The following is a 16,106-nucleotide window of genomic DNA, read 5'->3' on the forward strand; positions in this document are numbered from 1 at the left end:
CCATGGCGCTGACCCCCACCCCGCTCCGCTTCGCGGATCGACCCTCCCCACAAGGGGGAGGGTAAAGCTCACTCCGCCGGCTTGTCAGCCGGATAGGGCGTCCTCACCAGTATCGCCATGCCGATGCCGAGGAACAGGATGATCACGGCCATGCCAAGCCGCGCCGAGTCGCTCAGCGCGGTGATGGTCGCCACCATGAACGGCGCCAGGAAACTGGTCGCCCGTCCGGCGAGCGCATAGATGCCGAAATAGCGCCCGGATTCCGCCGCCGTGACGCTGCGCGCCATGTAGGAACGCGACGACGCCTGCACCGGACCGAAGGCCAGCCCGATCAGCAGGCCGTACATGATGTAGGCCTTTTCGGCGGCCGTGCCAAACAGGCCACCTGAGTCGGTGGTCGGGAGTTGGATCAGGCCGAGCAAGGTGAAGCCCGGACCGGTCGAGACGACACCGATGGTGGCGACGGACAGCATGACCAGCGAGATCATCACCACTGCCTTGGAGCCGAGCGCGGTGTCGAGCCGGGCGGCGATCCAGCAGCCGAAGATGGCGACGACATTGAGGATGATGCCGAACATGCCGATCTCGGTGATCGACCAGTGGAACATGCCCGCCGCGAAGGTGCCGCCAAGCGCCAGCAGCGCGTTGACGCCATCCTGGTAGATCATGCGGGCGACGAGGAAGCGGAAGATGCCGCCGCGCTTGCGCACCTCGGCCAGCGTCGATTTCAGCTCCGACAGGCCCTCGCGCACCGCCGGCCCGATCGGAATGCCCTTGATGGCATCCGGCGTGAAGAAGAACATCGGCAGGATGAACAGGAAATACCAGCCGGCCGAAAGCGGCCCGGTGGCGCGCGCATCCTCGCCCAGCTTCGGGTCGAGCCCGAACAGCGGGTTGATGCCGATGATCGTCTTGCCGGTCTCCGGCGAGCCGGCGAGACAGGTGACGACGAAGATCAGCGCGATCATGCCGCCGAGATAGCCGAGACCCCAGGCCGTGTTGGAGATGCGGCCGATCTCGCTCTTCGGCACCAGCCGCGGCATCATCGAATCGTTGAACACGGTGGAGAATTCCGCCGCCACCGATGCCAGCGAGAACAGCGCCACGATCAGGAACAGGTTCGAGCCCGGCGCGGCGAACCAGAGCAAGGTGAGACTGGTGATCTTGATCGCCGCGAAAAACCCGATCCACGGCTTGCGCGGACCGGTCTGGTCGGCGATCGAGCCGAGGATTGGCGACAATATTGCAATGACCAGCCCGGCGGCGGCTATGCCGTAACCCCATACAGCCTGGCCGGTGGTGGGATCGCCCGCCATCCGCGAAACGAAATAGGGGCCGAAGATGAAGGTGGTGACGACCGTGAAGAACGGCTGCGCCGCCCAGTCGAAGAACATCCATCCCCAGATGCCGCGCCCGGACGCACGCTGCACTGCTACCTCGGCCATATCCCCTCCACTCGCCTACGCTTCGTTGGCGGTTCGCGCCATGTCTGCATGTTTTCCGATGGTCATGCAAACACAAGCGTCGCAGGCGCCAACCCTTACCTCCCCCTTGTGGGGAGGTCGGACCGAAGGTCCGGGTGGGGGTCTGGCACCGCCACCCCCGCTGCTTCGCAGCGACCCTCCCGCTAGGCGGAAGGTAAGCCTCACATCCCCGTCAGGTCGCTCATCAGCCCTGATGCCACCGACAGCCGCGACACGGTGATGTCGCCGCCTTCGGTCAGCGCCTGCAGCCGCTCGCGGATACGCGCCACGCGCTCGCCGCCGGCTTCCAGCCAGGCCGCGACCGCATCGGCCGCCTTGGCATGGCCGGTGAGTGCCGCAACCGCAATGCCGCGACGCGCCGCACCAATCGTGTCGGTGGCCCGCGAAAGCGCCAGCTGATCATAGTAGTCCGAAGGCGTGATCGAGCGCGCGGCGTCCTCGACGCGCGGAATGCGGAAGGCATCGCTCACCGCAAAGAATGCTCGTGCAGCCGCGACGATGTCGGCATTTGCCATCCGCGCGGTCAGCGCGATGTCGGGGATGAGTTCCGCCACCTCGCTCAGCGCCAGTTGTTCGGCCAGCCGCTCAGGCGCGCCGGCCTTGAACAGCCCGTGCCGTTTCTCCTCGATGCGTTCGCGCGAAAACGCCGGCAGCAGCGAAACGAGCTTCGGCTCCAGCGCCTTGCGCGCCTCCTGCAGTTCCGCGATGCGCTGGCCAAGGGGTGCCGTGCCGGTATCGTTCTTGAGATACCAGCCGCTGGTCACGTAGATCAGCCGGCTCACCATCTGGTAGAGATCGAGCTGCACCTGGCCGTCGATCTGGTTGTCGAGCGCGTCGATCTCGCGATAGAGCGCCGGCAGCGCAAAGCCGTCACGCACCACGGCGAAGGTGCGCACCACGTCGGCGGCGGTGCGCCCCGTGGCCTCCTGCAGCCGGTTGACGAAGGAAGGGCCACCGCGATTGACGAGGTCGTTGGCGACGACGCGGGCGATGATTTCGCGGCGCAGTCGGTGGCCATGGATTTCGGCGGCGTATTTCTTCGCCATCCGGTCCGGGAAATAGCCCATCAGATCGCGGTCGAAATGCGCGTCATCAGGCACGTCGCTGGCGACGATGTCGGAAAACAGCACGATCTTGGCGTAAGCGAGCAGCACGCCGAGCTCGGCCCTGGTCAGCGGCTCGCCACGTGCTTCACGCTCGGCAAGGGCCGCCGGCGACGGCAGTGTTTCCACGGCACGGTCGAGCAGGCCGCGCGCTTCGAGCGCCGACATGAAGCGGGCCTGGTGCGCGATGTCGGCGAGGCCCCGCTTGCGGGCGATCGAAAGCGCCAGCGTCTGCTGATAGTTGTTGGACAGCACCAGCCCGCCGACCTCGTCGGTCATCTCGGCCAGCAGCTTGTTGCGTGCAGGGCGCGTCAGCGATCCCTTGCGCATGGCCGACGCCAGCGCGATCTTGATGTTGACCTCGACGTCGGAGCAATTGACGCCGCCCGAATTGTCGATGGCGTCGGAATTGCAGCGGCCGCCATTCATGCCGAATTCGATGCGCGCCCGCTGCGTGACGCCGAGATTGGCGCCCTCGCCGATCACCTTGGCACGCACGTCGAGCGCGGTGATGCGGATGGCGTCATTGGCGCGGTCGCCGACCTCGGCGTTGGTTTCGGTGGATGCCCTCAAGTAAGTGCCGATGCCGCCGAACCACAGAAGATCGACCGGCGCCTTGAGGATGGCGGTCATGATCTCGACCGGCGTGGCGGTCGTCTTGCCGAGGCCGATTGCCGCCGCGGCCGCGGCCGGCAAGGTGATCGACTTCTGATTGCGCGAGACGATGATGCCGCCTTCCGACAGCTTGCTCTTGTCATAGTCCTGCCAGCTCGAACGCGGCAGCGCGAACATGCGCTCGCGCTCGGCCATCGAGGCCGCCATGTCCGGATCGGGATCGATGAAGATATCGCGATGATCGAAGGCTGCGATCAGCCTGGTTTTCGGCGACAACAGCATGCCGTTGCCGAACACGTCGCCCGACATGTCGCCGACACCGACGGCGGTGAACGGCGAGGCCTGGATGTCGCGGTTCATCTCTCGGAAATGCCGCTTGACCGCTTCCCAGGCACCCTTGGCGGTGATGCCCATCTTCTTGTGGTCATAGCCCGCCGAGCCGCCGGAGGCGAAGGCATCGTCGAGCCAGAAGCCATGCTTCTCGGAGATGGCATTGGCGGTGTCGGAGAAGGTCGCCGTGCCCTTGTCGGCGGCGACGACGAAATAGGGATCGTCCTGGTCGCGCCTGATGACGCCGGCCGGCGGAATGACACCCTCCAGTCCGATATTGTCGGTGATCGACAGCAGGCTGGAGACGAAATTCTTGTAGGCGGAGGTGCCCGCCTCGAAGATCGCGTCGCGGCTGCCGCCGACTGGAAGGCGCTTGGGGAAGAAACCGCCCTTGGCGCCGACCGGCACGATCACGGCGTTCTTGACCTGTTGCGCCTTGACCAGGCCGAGCACCTCGGTGCGGTAGTCCTGGGCACGGTCCGACCAGCGCAAGCCGCCACGCGCCACCGGGCCGAAGCGCAGATGCAGGCCCTCGACCTCGGAACCATAGACGAAGATCTCGCGCCACGGCCGTGGCGCCGGTAGCCCTTCGACCGCCTGCGACTCGAGCTTGATCGCCAGGGACTGGCCGTTCTGCTTCGTATCGGTAACGAAATGGTTGGTGCGCAGCGAGGCTTCGATCAGGTTGAGGTAGCGGCGTATGATGGTGTCGTCATCGATGTTGGGCACATCCTCCAGCGCATCCTTGATCTTGGCCTTGAGATGCTTTGCCGCCACCACCCCATCGCCCTCGGCCGTGGGGCCAAGCCGGGCAATGAACAGCGCGTGCAGGCCACGTGCGATCTCGGGATAGCGGTTGAGGGCGGCAGCGATGAAGTCCTGGCTTTGCGGAATGCCGACCTGCTGCAGATAGCGGCCATAGGCGCGCAGGATGATGATTTCGCCGGACCACAGGCCGGCCGTCTGGGCGAGGCCGTTATAGCCGTCATTGTCGACGTCGCCGCGCCACACCGACAGGAACGCGTCCTCGAACAGCGCGCCGCCATCGGCAAGGTCGATCGGCTTGCCATAGCTGTTCTCCAGCTCCATGTCGTGGATGAAGACCATGCCGGGCTGATCTCTATTGATCATGCCGGGCTGGTCGTCGCCGACCTCGAAGGTGCGCTCGCTGATGACGCGGAAGCCGATGTTTTCCAGCACCGGCACACGCCGCGACAGCGCCACCGGGCTGCCATGGTGATAGATCTTCAGCGCCGCCTGATGCGGCTTCTGCTCGGCATGGCGGTAGTAGTCGATGGCGATCGGATTGTCGGCGCTGATCCTGGCGATGCGCCCGGCATCGACCAGCGCCACCGCCGCGCTGAACGAGTCGCGATAACTTTCCGGCAGCCTTGCGGCGATGGCCTTCAACACCTGGTCGCCACCATCGGCGTCCGCCGCGTCGGAAAGGGCATCCTCCCAGGTGCGCACGATATCGCGGATCGCCGCCTCGATCGTCGCCTGCTCGACTTTCGGCGTCTTGCCGCCGGAGCGGCCGATGATGAAGTGCACGCGCGCCAGCCCGCCTTCCGGGAAGGCCGGGTAATAGGCCGACAGCCGGCCCTCGAACACGGTCTTGAGATAGGCGCCGATCTTCTCGCGCACGACGCTGTCGTAGCGGTCGCGCGGTACGAAGACGAGAATCGAGACGAAGCGGTCGAACTGGTCGGCACGCACCAGCGCCCGAACGCGCGGCCGCTCGATCAGCCCCAGAATGGCCGCGGCGTGCTTGCGCAGAATCGGCACCGGCACCTGGAACAATTCGTCGCGCGGATAGCTTTCCAGCACGTTGATCAGCGCCTTGCCGGAATGGTCGTGCCGGTCGAAACCGGACTTGGCGATGATGGTCTCGGCCTTTGACCTGAGATACGGGATCTTCATCACCGACCGGGTGTAGGCGGTCGAGGTGAACAGGCCGACGATGCGCAGTTCACCCGACAACACACCCTTGGCGGTGTAGGTCTTGACGCCGATGTAATCGAGATAGATGCGCCGGTGCACGGAAGACTTGGCATTGGCCTTGGTGACGATCAGCGGCTCCGGCCCATGCAGGAAGGCGCGAATCTCGGGCGTTGTCGTCACCGCTTCGGTGCCGCGCCTCAGCACCAGCACATCGGGATCGCTGAGGATACCGAGGCCGGGCTTGTCGGCGCGCTCCAGATTGCCGCTTTCCTCGCCGCCGGTGTATTTGAACTCACGCATGCCGAGGAAGGTGAAATTGTCGTCGCGCAGCCATTCCAGGAAGGCGATCGCCTCCGCCACGCTCTTCTTGTCGAGCGGCACCGCGGAATAGCGGAACTCGGAGATCGCCTGGTCGAGCCGGGCCAGCATCGGCTTCCAGTCGTTGACGGCGGCGTGAACCTGACCAAGCATCTTGCGCAGCCGCTCGGTCAAGGCGTTTGCCGCGTCCGCGGTCAGCCGCGGGATATGGACGTGGATGACGCTCAGCCGGTCGTGATTGCCGTCGTCCTTGGCGAAATTGCCGTCGCCCAGGATTTCCTCGACACCGCGTTTGCCGTGGCGCACGGTGATGACCGGGTGGGTGACCAATGTCGGCTCACCCGATGTCTCGGTAACCTCGCCGAGGATGGAATCGAACAGGAACGGCATGTTGTCGTTGACGACGGTGATGACCGTCACCGGGCGGCCTTCGCGAGCGACGCCCGAATCGGTCTCGACGGCAACGACGCACGCGCCCTTCTTGTGCCTGGCGACCGCCTCGCCGGCGAGGTCGGCGGCGCGTTCGAGGTCCGCCACGTCATAGGCGGCGATGTCTTCGGCCGGCGCGCGGGCGAGGAGGTAATCGGCGAGCCGGGCTGGCCTTTCCTCGGTCTTTGTCGCTGATGTGGGTTTTTTCTTCGGCTTCGCTGCGGATTTCACGCTGGCCATGACGCTATTCCCTCCCGTCGAATGCTTTTACGACTATCGTAGCAGATGACCGCTGTTTGGCGACAAAGGTTTGACGGCTTGCCGAGAATTATCCGAATTCGGCGGCAAGGCGGCGCCCGAAGAGGAGAAAATGACCATGACCGGCAAAATCACCGCGCTTGATCTCGATTCAGGGGAACTGAGCGAACCGACAAAGGCCTATTTCGCCAAATGCGAGGAGAAGCTCGGCCTGGTTCCGAACGTGCTCAAGGCCTACGCCTTCGACGACAAGAAGCTGCGCGCCTTCACCGACATGTACAACGATCTGATGCTGGGTGATTCGGGCCTGTCGAAGCTGGAGCGCGAGATGATCGCGGTCGCGGTCTCCTCGATCAACCATTGCTATTACTGCCTGACCGCGCATGGCGCAGCGGTGCGCCAGTTGTCCGGGGACCCTGCGCTCGGAGAAATGATGGTGATGAATTTCCGCGCCGCCGCTCTGTCGCCGAGGCAGGCCGCCATGCTCGAATTCGCGGTCAAGCTGACCGAGGAGCCCGCCAAGATCGTCGAGGCCGACCGGGTCGCGCTTCGGAAGGCCGGCTTCAGCGACCGCGACATCTGGGACATCGCCTCGACTTCAGCCTTCTTCAACATGTCGAACCGCGTGGCTGCTGCGATCGACATGCGGCCGAACGACGAATACCACGCCATGGCACGGTGAGGCTCCAACCTCGCCTTACATTAGGCATTCCTCATTCTCGTTGCTTGTTTGCCGGTTTGGTCCGATGATCGGCAGGCGGCATGACCGCATGCCGGTTCGATGCCGCTCATCAAGGGAGGAGAACATGGCGAAGTTTCTCTATGTCTATCACGGCTCCGGAAAGATGCCGACGAGCGAAGCCGAGCGAAAGGCGATGACCGACGCCTGGACAGGCTGGTTTGGAAAGCTTGGTTCGGCTGTTGTCGACCCGGGCAATCCGGTCGGCATGTCGAAGACCGTCATGCCCGGCGGCAAGATAGAGAACAATGGCGGCAGCAACCCAACCGGCGGCTACTCGATCATCGAGGCCAGGGATATCGACGATGCCGCCGAGAAGGCAAAGGGCTGCCCGATGCTGGCCATGCCGAACTGCAACGTCGAGATCGCACCCATCATCAATATGATGGGCTGACGCCTCGCCTCAGGACCGCACAGCGATCGCCGCGGCGGCGCCGGCCATCGTCGTGGCGCTGATCCGGTTGGCGATCTTCATGGCGCGCTTGCTTTTCAGGAGCTTGCGCGCCTGAGAGGCGGCAAGCACCCAGGCGAGATCGATCGCGATCAGCACCACCGCCATGGTCGCCGTCAGCTCGACCCAGCCGACAATGCTGACCGAAGCCAGGTCGATGATGGTCGGCAGCAGCGCCAGGTAGAACATCATGATCTTGGGATTGCCGAGCGTTACCGCCATGCCCGCGAAAAACAGCTTCGCCGGCGAATCCTCGCGCGGCATCTCGCCCTCTTTCGCGTCGACAGGCGCCGTCCACATCTTCCAGGCGAGGTAAGCGAGATAGGCGACACCGGCCCATTTCACCACGACAAAGGCGAAGTGGAAGGTCTGTGCCACCACGGCCAGCCCGAACACCGCCAGCGACAGCCAGATGCCCTCGCCGATCCACATGGCGAGCAGGAACGGAAACACGTCGCGAAAGCCCTTCGAGATGACGCGCGCCACGAGTGCGGCGATCGACGGGCCGGGCGAGCCGGCGGCAACGAACAAGGCGGCGGCGAAAATCAGCAGCGAGGTGAGGTGCATGGCGGAGCCTTCCAGCGTTGGAGGGTGAAAGATATCCGATCGGTGGTGGTTTGGCACCCTGCCGCCCATCGTGAGATTCGCCCTCAAGAGACGTCGGCGCCGCCCCTCATCTGGCTGCCGCCATCTTCTCCCCATGGGCAGCGCTGACGTCCGCAGCAATTGAGTGACCTCCCATGCATCAGTTGTTCTGCCGGCCGCTGAAACCCTTGCCCGTCCGCCGCCACGCCGCTAGAAGACCCGCCGCGAAACAATTTCGAGCTTCACTTTGCCTCAGTAATCGCCGGTCTCGCCAACTCCCCTGATCACACCTGCAGGGCGCCGCATCAGCGGTGACTGCTCATTTTCATGTGTTCCTCAGGCGGCGGTTCGAGACCGGTTTGGCACTGCTGAACCGCTGTCGCGTGCTTGTCGCCCGTGACACCTGACTTCCGACCATAGCTAGCTCTCGCCACGCCGTGCCCGCATGGGCATCTCGACATTGCCAGCCTGAAGAACTTCCGCACTGGAAGGTTTTTCGGCTTGTCTCAACATCTTGTCATTCAATGGGCGATCACGCCTGCAATCGCCCCTCAACCCCTGATCAACTGCAATCGCTGCGGAGGCGTGAAGGCCTATCGCTGCAGCGGCAAATTCCGCGTCAACGCCAACGGCAAGCGCATCGATGTCTGGCTGATCTATCGCTGCGTCGATTGCGACAATTCCTGGAATTTCGGCATTTTCGAGCGCTGCAATCGCCGCGACATCGAGCCCGCGCTGCTGCGGGCACTCGAAAGCAACGACCTGGGGCTTGCGCGGCGCCATGCCTTCGATGTCGTCGCCTTGCGCAACCAGGTGGGGCGTGTCGAGGAGTTTGCCGATGTCGCCGTGCGCAAGCTATTGCTCGGCGGTACCAGGGAAAGCGCGGCGACCCTGGAACTGCGGCTCGGGCTGGAAATGCCGACATCGCTCCGGCTCGATCGTCTGCTTGCCAATGAACTCGGCATCTCGCGCTCGAGGCTTCAGGCGCTGGAGGAGCGACGTCTGCTGGTCGTCGATCCGGACGGAGCCAAAGCCTTGCGCAAGCCGGCCCGCCAGGGAATGACGATCCGCCTCGACCTGGCCGGCGAGCCGGACCACGAAGCGATCATCAGCGCGGCCGGCGGATGAACGAGAGAGGGGCGGAGCACTTGATGCTCCGCCCCTCTCAGAAATCGTCAGTAGAAGAAATTACGCCGCGCCGACCGCCTTGGCCGACTTCTCGAAACGCTTGCGCTCGTTCGGATCGAGATAGAGCTTGCGCAGGCGGATGGTCTTCGGCGTCACCTCGACCAGTTCGTCGTCCTGGATCCAGGCCAGCGCGCGTTCCAGGGTCATGCGGATCGGCGGGGTGAGCTTGACCGCCTCATCCTTGCCGGCGGCACGGATGTTGGTCAGCTTCTTGCCCTTCAGCACATTCACTTCGAGGTCGTTGTCGCGGGAGTGGATGCCGATGATCATGCCCTGATAGACCTTGACGCCCGGGTCGATGACCATCGGGCCGCGGTCTTCCAGGTTCCACATGGCGTAGGCGACCGACTCGCCCTGCTCGTTGGAGATCAGCACGCCGTTGGTGCGGCCCGGCAATTCGCCCTTGTAGGGCTCGTAGGCATGGAACAGCCGGTTCATCACGGCGGTGCCGCGCGTGTCGGTCAACAGTTCCGACTGGTAGCCGATCAGGCCGCGCGTCGGCGCGTGGAACACGATGCGCTGGCGGTTGCCGCCGGACGGGCGCAACTCGACCATCTCGGCCTTGCGCTCCGACATCTTCTGAACGACGACGCCGGCATGCTCCTCGTCGACGTCGATGACGACTTCCTCGACCGGCTCCAGCAATTCGCCGTTCTCGCCCTTCTGCATGACGACGCGCGGACGCGACACGGCGATCTCGAAGCCTTCGCGGCGCATGGTCTCGATCAGCACGGCGAGCTGCAATTCGCCACGGCCGGAGACGAAGAACGAATCCTTGTCGGGCGATTCCTCGATCTTGAGCGCGACATTGCCTTCGGCCTCGCGCAGCAGGCGGTCGCGGATGACGCGGCTGGTCACCTTGTCGCCTTCGGTGCCGGCGAGCGGGCTGTCATTGACGAGGAACGACATGGTCACGGTCGGCGGATCGATCGGCTGCGCATGCAGCGCCTCGCTCACCGCCAGGTCGCAGAACGTGTCGGCGACGGTACCCTTCGACAGGCCGGCGATGGCGACGATGTCGCCCGCCTGGGCTTCGTCGATCGGCTGGCGCTCAAGGCCGCGGAAAGCCAGGATCTTCGAGATGCGGCCGGTTTCGATCTGGGTGCCGTCATGGTGCAGCACCTTGACCGCCTGGTTGGCCTTCAGCGTGCCGGATTCAATGCGGCCGGTGATGATGCGGCCGAGGAAGGGGTTGGCTTCCAGGATGGTGCCGATCATGCGGAACGGGCCGGGATGAACGGTCGGCGCCGGCACATGCTTGACGATGAGGTCGAACAGCGGCGCCAGCTGCTGGTCCTTCGGGCCTTCCGGATTTTCCGAAACCCAGCCGTCACGGCCCGAACCATAGAGGATCGGGAAGTCGAGCTGCTCGTCGGTGGCGTCGAGCGCGGCGAAGAGGTCGAACACCTCGTTGACCACCTCGACATGACGCGCGTCCGGGCGGTCGATCTTGTTGATGACGACGATCGGCTTCAGCCCGACCTTCAGTGCCTTGCCGACGACGAACTTGGTCTGCGGCATCGGGCCCTCGGCGGCGTCGACCAGCACGATGGCCGAATCCACCATCGACAGGATGCGCTCGACCTCGCCGCCGAAATCGGCGTGGCCGGGGGTGTCGACGATGTTGATGCGGGTGTCCTTCCAGTCGACCGAGGTCGCCTTGGCCAGGATGGTGATGCCGCGTTCCTTTTCGAGGTCGTTGGAATCCATGGCGCGCTCGGCGACGCGCTGATTGTCGCGGAAGGAACCGGACTGCTTCAAAAGCTGGTCGACCAGGGTTGTCTTTCCATGGTCGACGTGCGCGATAATCGCGATATTACGGAGTTTCATGTTCTGGTCTCGGGAGCGTTGCAGGCAGCAGGCCAAAGGCGCCGCCTCTTTCGGTTGCGCGGCTCATACAGGGTTTTTCGCATTTGCGAAAGAGGACGCGCGACACCAAATACTCATCAAATCTTAAGCATCTGCGTGTGAGATGATTTTGTTAACCAAGGCGGGAACCTTTTCAGGACCCGGACAGTTCGACCATCATGACCGATAAACTCAATCGTTTTTGGCCGCTCATCGCATCCGCGGCCTTTGCCATGCTGCTGGCGGCCAATGCCGCGCAGTCGGCCGCGACGCTGAAGGAGGCACGGCCGGCCCTGCCGTCCAATCCGCCGGCCGAACAGGTCTTCGCCGACGCACCCGATGGCGTCGATCCGGTGGTGACCGGCCCGGTCACCGCCGCCTTCAAGCAGCGCCAAGCCGCCGCCAACTGCGACAGCGCGGTGTGGCCGAACATTCCGATGGTCTGCTACCCGGATTAGGATCCCATCGCGGAACTAGCGGGGTCGAAGCTGCCAATCTCCCTCCTTGAGGGGGAGATGGCCGGCAGACCAGAGGTGGTCGGTTCGACCGGGCTCAACTCATTCTCGCAGGCGCAGGACGTCAGCGCTTCACGCGAGGTCCCCCTCTGTCGCCCTTCGGCGACATCTCCCCCTCGATGGGGGAGATCACAAGGCCTCACCACGTCAAGCGGCTTGCGGTTCCGGGTCGAACGCTGGCCGGCTGGTGTTGATCAGCAGCGAGATACAGGCCGCCGCGATGGCCGTCATGCCTGCGATGAGGAAGGCCAGCTCGTAATTGCCCTGCAGCTCGCGCATGGTGCCGCCAAAGGCGGCCGCGGCCGCGGCGCCAACCTGGTGTCCGGCAACGATCCAGCCGAACACGATCGGGCCGCTGCGGTCGCCGAACGCCTCGTTGGCGAGCCGCAGTGTCGGCGGCACGGTTGCGATCCAATCGAGGCCGTAGAGCACGGCGAAAATGATCAGGCTGGTGGCCGAGAAGCCGGAATAGGGCAGGTAGATCAGCGACAGGCCACGGATGGCATAGTAGACACCGAGCAGCTTGCGCGGGTCGAAGCGGTCGGTGAGCCAGCCCGACAGCGTCGTGCCGATCAGGTCGAAAATGCCCATCATCGACAACAGGCCGGCGGCCTGCACCTCGCCGATGCCCATATCACCGCAGAAGGCGATCAGATGCGTTCCGACCAGCCCGTTGGTGGTGAAGCCGCAGACGAAGAAGGTGGCGAACAGGTACCAGAACACCCTTGTGCCGGCGGCGCGGCGCAGCGTGTTCAGCGTATGCGCCAGGAAATTGCCTTGCGATGCCGGCGAGACCGGCGGCACGTCATCGGCCTCGGCGCCATAGCGCACCATGCCGATCGAGGCCGGGCGCTCCGGCACCAGCAGCCAGACCAGCGGCAGAAGACAGGCGGTGGCGATCGCGACCGCGATGGCGACCGGCTTCCAGCCTCCCGACTGCGCCAGCGAGGCAAGCAGCGGCAGGAACACCAGCAGACCGGTGGCACTTGAGGCCGACATCAAGCCCATGACCAGGCCGCGATTGGTCTTGAACCAGCGGTTGACGATGGTGGCGCCGAGCACGCTGGCGACAGCGCCGGAGCCGATACCCGAGAAGACGCCCCAGGTGATGAACAGATGCCAGGGCTCGGTCATCAGCAGGCTGAGCGCCGTCGAGCCCGACATCACCACCAGCGACGCGATCAGCGTGCGGCGCATCCCGATCCGCTCCATCAGCGCGGCGGCGAACGGACCGGTCAGGCCATAGAGCAGGATGCCGACGCCGGCGGCCAGCGAGATAACGTCGCGCCGCCAGCCAAAACTGTTTTCCAGCGGCAGCATCATGACAGCGGGCGCGGACCGCAGGCCGGCCGCGATCAGCAGGCAGAGGAAGATGACACCGACCACGACGAAAGCGTAGCGCTGGCCAAATGGACGGGATTGGGCTATCATGTTACTGACCGGTACGTTGCAAGAAGGGAGCATGTATACGTACCGATCGGTAACATTGTCAATCGAGTCCCATGATGCCAACCGACAAAAATATTGAACTGACGATCAGCGACGGTCATGCACCGGCGCCGCCGAAGGCCGCCAAGAAGATCCTCGACGTGGCATATGACCTGTTCTACCGGCGCGGCATCAGGGCGATCGGCGTCGACGAGATCGTCAGGCGCGCCGGCGTCACCAAGCCCAGCCTCTATCGCAGTTTCCCGTCCAAGGACGAATTGGCCGCTTCCTATCTCAGGCGGTACGACCTCGAGTTCTGGGGGCGTTTCGACGAGGCGGTCAACGCCCATCCGGGCGATCCGCGGGCGCAGATCCGCGCCTTCCTGACCCGCATCGGCAAACGCACGCAGATGCCGGAATATCGCGGCTGCGGCATGACCAATGCGGCGGTCGAATATCCGGAGCGCGGCCATCCGGCGCGCGTGGTGAGTGAAGACAACAAGCAGGAACTGCGCCGCCGCCTGCGCGCCATGGCCGCGGCGATGGGTGCCGGCGACGCCGATACGCTGGGCGACGGGCTGCTGCTCTTGATCGAGGGCGCCTATATCAGCGGCCAGCTGTTCGGGCTCGGCGGTCCTGCGCAGTCGGTTGCCCGCAACGCCGATCTGCTGATCGAAGCGAGCTTGAAGAAATAGCGATTGGCGGTACGCTGCTCCGGCCCGAACCGGAGGTGTCCGTCATGCGTGCCGTTCTGATCCCGCTTGCCCTCGCCGGTCTCTGCCAGGCAGCCCATGCCGGCGACATTTCCAGCGCCTACACCGACCTCGACTGGAAGAAGGACTGCGTGACTTACGCGCAGGCTGGTGAAGGCGATGGCGACTGGGCCGATCTCGCCTGCTCCGGCTACCGCGGCTATCCCGTGCTGATCGCCTATGACGACGCCCGCGAATCGCTGTTTTACGGTTTTCCGCCGGGCGGCGACATGACGTCCGCCTGGGAGAGTTTTTCAGGCTTCAATTCATCCGGAGCCAAGGTCGAATGGCGCATCGAAACCAATGGCGACAAGGCCGTGCCCTTCGCGGTCATCCACCGCCGCACAATCAGCAATGGCGAGGACGAGAACAAGTCGATCGAGGTGCTGCTCGTCGCCAAGGTCGGCCAGATGGATGCGCGGGAAAGCTGCGCGGTCGGCCTTGTCCTGGCCACCGGTAACCCGCAAGCCAACGATCAGGCGCGAAAACTCGCCGACGAGAAGGCGCGAACCTTTGCCTGCGGCAAGGACCGGCACACCGCCATCGGCAATGTGCCGGCGTTTGGCAGGGTGGATAACTGAGGACGTTGGACGTTCGCTGAAGCACCGCGCCTTCGTCATCCACGGGCGAAGCAAGGAGCGAAGCGACGCGGCGCAGACCCGAGGATCCATGCCGCGACCTCAACAACAGCCGCAACGATGCAGAATTTTGCACTCCGCGCACTACGCCAGCGTCACGGCATGGATACTAGGGTCTCCGCGACGCCGCTTCGCGGCTGCTCCGCCCTAGTATGACGAAGCTGAGAGGCTTCGTCACAAGAGTCAGCAGAATCCCAGCGTCGCCTACTTGCTCTTCTTCGCCCGTTCGATCGCCTCGACGATCATCTTCTTGGCATATTTGGAATCGTGCCAGCCTTCGATCTTGACCCATTTGCCGGGCTCGAGATCCTTGTAGTGCTCGAAGAAGTGCTGAACCTGCTGGCGCGTGATGTCGGGCAGATGCGTGTACTCGGTGACGTTCTCGTAACGCAGCGTCAGCTTCGGCGACGGCACGGCGATGACCTTTTCGTCCTGACCGGCATTGTCTTCCATCACCAGCACGCCGATCGGCCTGACATTGATGACGCAGCCCGGCACCAGCGCGCGCGTGTTGCAGACCAGCACGTCGATCGGATCGCCGTCACCCGACAGCGTGTGCGGCACGAAGCCGTAATTGCCGGGGTAGCGCATCGAGGTGTGCAGGAAGCGGTCGACGAACAATGTGCCGGCCTCCTTGTCCATCTCATACTTGATCGGCTCGCCGCCGATCGGCACTTCGATGATGACGTTGATGTCCTCAGGCGGATTCTTTCCGATGGCTATGGCTTCAATGCGCATGGCTTTGTCCCTCTCTCGATTGGGAGGAGATAGCGGGCGGCGCGGAATGGTGCAATGCGGCGAATGGTGCTCACGAAGGTCAGGCGGGACGCGCAGGCATCCGGCACGTTCAATCATCGGCACAAGATGTTTCAGCGCCGTGATTTGGCGTGGGATACGAACCGCGCACCGGCTTGGCTTGCCGCAATCGCCCCTGGGCGGTCACTCCCAGACGAAAGCGACCTTCTTCAACGCCTTCTGCTCGAAGATTTCGACACCCTCGGCGATATCGCGACCGCCGGCGCCGGCATAGAAAGCCAACGCGTTCTGGTTATCTTCCAGAGCCCACACCACCATGCCTTTCAGGCCATGGTCAGCAAGACGCGCCCTGGCTGCCGCGAACAGGCGACGGCCGAGACCGATGCCCTGATATTCCGGGCGCAGGTACAACTCGTAGATTTCGCCTTGCTGCTTGAGCTCCCGCGCGCGGTTCTTGCCGATCGTCGCGTAGCCGGCGATCGTACCGCCGATTTCGACCACCAGAACGGTGGCGGCGCGACGAATCGCATTCGCCCACCAGTCGGCGCCGCGGCGGTTGATCATCGATGTCAGCGTGCGGTGTGGAATAATGCCGGAATAGGCGCCGCGCCAGGCTTCCAGATGCACCTCGGCGATGGCGCCTGCATCGCGCGGGTCGGCTTTCCGGATGTCGATCGTCAGCGTATTCATGATTTGTTAACCATAAACCCGCATCGCCCGATTGCAAG

Annotated in this window: 13 protein-coding genes; 6 read left to right on the top strand and 7 right to left on the bottom strand. The window is 64.1% G+C overall.

Annotated elements, in window-relative coordinates:
* Nucleotides 1-68: 68 nt before the first annotated feature.
* Together FJ977_RS30785 and FJ977_RS30790 are read right to left on the bottom strand one after the other, a co-directional pair.
* Nucleotides 69-1,445, bottom strand: a complete 1,377-nt coding sequence (locus FJ977_RS30785) for an MFS transporter (RefSeq protein WP_140775954.1) — start codon at nt 1,443-1,445, stop codon at nt 69-71.
* Between the two features lie 200 nt (nt 1,446-1,645).
* Nucleotides 1,646-6,460, bottom strand: coding sequence for an NAD-glutamate dehydrogenase (locus FJ977_RS30790; protein WP_140775955.1), 4,815 nt, complete (start codon nt 6,458-6,460; stop codon nt 1,646-1,648).
* A gap of 136 nt (nt 6,461-6,596) precedes the next feature.
* On the opposite strand from FJ977_RS30790, the gene FJ977_RS30795 reads away from it, so the two are divergent.
* Nucleotides 6,597-7,160, top strand: coding sequence for a peroxidase-related enzyme (locus FJ977_RS30795; protein WP_140775956.1), 564 nt, complete (start codon nt 6,597-6,599; stop codon nt 7,158-7,160).
* Nucleotides 7,161-7,284: 124 nt separating this feature from the next.
* On the top strand, nt 7,285-7,611 hold the full coding sequence (locus tag FJ977_RS30800) for a YciI family protein (protein ID WP_056575027.1): 327 nt from the start codon (nt 7,285-7,287) through the stop codon (nt 7,609-7,611).
* Between the two features lie 9 nt (nt 7,612-7,620).
* Here FJ977_RS30800 and FJ977_RS30805 read toward each other — a convergent pair whose 3' ends face one another.
* The gene (locus FJ977_RS30805) at nt 7,621-8,235 is read right to left on the bottom strand and encodes a LysE family translocator (RefSeq protein WP_140775957.1); all 615 of its coding nucleotides are present in this window, start codon (nt 8,233-8,235) and stop codon (nt 7,621-7,623) included.
* Nucleotides 8,236-8,754: 519 nt separating this feature from the next.
* Here FJ977_RS30805 and FJ977_RS30810 point away from each other — a divergent pair.
* Nucleotides 8,755-9,381 (top strand): DUF1062 domain-containing protein, encoded by a 627-nt coding sequence (locus FJ977_RS30810; protein WP_140775958.1) that lies wholly within the window; start codon nt 8,755-8,757, stop codon nt 9,379-9,381.
* Between the two features lie 60 nt (nt 9,382-9,441).
* On the opposite strand, the gene typA is transcribed toward FJ977_RS30810, so the two are convergent.
* Nucleotides 9,442-11,271, bottom strand: coding sequence for a translational GTPase TypA (gene typA / locus FJ977_RS30815; RefSeq protein WP_140775959.1), 1,830 nt, complete (start codon nt 11,269-11,271; stop codon nt 9,442-9,444).
* 197 nt (nt 11,272-11,468) lie between these two features.
* Between typA and FJ977_RS30820 the strand changes: the two genes are divergently transcribed.
* On the top strand, nt 11,469-11,747 hold the full coding sequence (locus FJ977_RS30820; RefSeq protein WP_140775960.1) for a hypothetical protein: 279 nt from the start codon (nt 11,469-11,471) through the stop codon (nt 11,745-11,747).
* A gap of 204 nt (nt 11,748-11,951) precedes the next feature.
* On the opposite strand, the gene FJ977_RS30825 is transcribed toward FJ977_RS30820, so the two are convergent.
* Nucleotides 11,952-13,235: an MFS transporter gene (locus FJ977_RS30825; RefSeq protein WP_181180122.1), complete on the bottom strand. Its 1,284-nt coding sequence runs from the start codon at nt 13,233-13,235 to the stop codon at nt 11,952-11,954.
* Between the two features lie 74 nt (nt 13,236-13,309).
* Between FJ977_RS30825 and FJ977_RS30830 the strand changes: the two genes are divergently transcribed.
* Both FJ977_RS30830 and FJ977_RS30835 read left to right on the top strand, forming a co-directional pair.
* The gene (locus tag FJ977_RS30830; protein ID WP_140775962.1) at nt 13,310-13,927 is read left to right on the top strand and encodes a TetR/AcrR family transcriptional regulator; all 618 of its coding nucleotides are present in this window, start codon (nt 13,310-13,312) and stop codon (nt 13,925-13,927) included.
* 44 nt (nt 13,928-13,971) lie between these two features.
* Complete coding sequence (locus FJ977_RS30835) at nt 13,972-14,565, top strand: hypothetical protein (RefSeq protein ID WP_140775963.1); 594 nt, start codon at nt 13,972-13,974, stop codon at nt 14,563-14,565.
* 261 nt (nt 14,566-14,826) lie between these two features.
* On the opposite strand, the gene ppa is transcribed toward FJ977_RS30835, so the two are convergent.
* Together ppa and FJ977_RS30845 are read right to left on the bottom strand one after the other, a co-directional pair.
* On the bottom strand, nt 14,827-15,360 hold the full coding sequence (gene ppa, locus FJ977_RS30840) for an inorganic diphosphatase (protein WP_056575002.1): 534 nt from the start codon (nt 15,358-15,360) through the stop codon (nt 14,827-14,829).
* A gap of 201 nt (nt 15,361-15,561) precedes the next feature.
* Nucleotides 15,562-16,068, bottom strand: coding sequence for a GNAT family N-acetyltransferase (locus tag FJ977_RS30845; RefSeq protein WP_140775964.1), 507 nt, complete (start codon nt 16,066-16,068; stop codon nt 15,562-15,564).
* Between the last annotated feature and the right edge of the window lie 38 nt (nt 16,069-16,106).

Source organism: Mesorhizobium sp. B2-1-3A, from assembly GCF_006442655.1.
Lineage (GTDB): Bacteria > Pseudomonadota > Alphaproteobacteria > Rhizobiales > Rhizobiaceae > Mesorhizobium.

Excerpts from the sequence above, each read along its gene's own strand:
- FJ977_RS30785 (WP_140775954.1), bottom strand. The coding sequence starts at position 1,445 with ATGGCCGAGGTAGCAGTGCAGCGTGCGTCCGGGCGCGGCATCTGGGGA.
- FJ977_RS30790 (WP_140775955.1), bottom strand. The coding sequence starts at position 6,460 with ATGGCCAGCGTGAAATCCGCAGCGAAGCCGAAGAAAAAACCCACATCA.
- FJ977_RS30795 (WP_140775956.1), top strand. The coding sequence starts at position 6,597 with ATGACCGGCAAAATCACCGCGCTTGATCTCGATTCAGGGGAACTGAGC.
- FJ977_RS30800 (WP_056575027.1), top strand. The coding sequence starts at position 7,285 with ATGGCGAAGTTTCTCTATGTCTATCACGGCTCCGGAAAGATGCCGACG.
- FJ977_RS30805 (WP_140775957.1), bottom strand. The coding sequence starts at position 8,235 with ATGCACCTCACCTCGCTGCTGATTTTCGCCGCCGCCTTGTTCGTTGCC.
- typA (WP_140775959.1), bottom strand. The coding sequence starts at position 11,271 with ATGAAACTCCGTAATATCGCGATTATCGCGCACGTCGACCATGGAAAG.
- FJ977_RS30820 (WP_140775960.1), top strand. The coding sequence starts at position 11,469 with ATGACCGATAAACTCAATCGTTTTTGGCCGCTCATCGCATCCGCGGCC.
- FJ977_RS30825 (WP_181180122.1), bottom strand. The coding sequence starts at position 13,235 with ATGATAGCCCAATCCCGTCCATTTGGCCAGCGCTACGCTTTCGTCGTG.
- FJ977_RS30830 (WP_140775962.1), top strand. The coding sequence starts at position 13,310 with ATGCCAACCGACAAAAATATTGAACTGACGATCAGCGACGGTCATGCA.
- FJ977_RS30835 (WP_140775963.1), top strand. The coding sequence starts at position 13,972 with ATGCGTGCCGTTCTGATCCCGCTTGCCCTCGCCGGTCTCTGCCAGGCA.
- ppa (WP_056575002.1), bottom strand. The coding sequence starts at position 15,360 with ATGCGCATTGAAGCCATAGCCATCGGAAAGAATCCGCCTGAGGACATC.
- FJ977_RS30845 (WP_140775964.1), bottom strand. The coding sequence starts at position 16,068 with ATGAATACGCTGACGATCGACATCCGGAAAGCCGACCCGCGCGATGCA.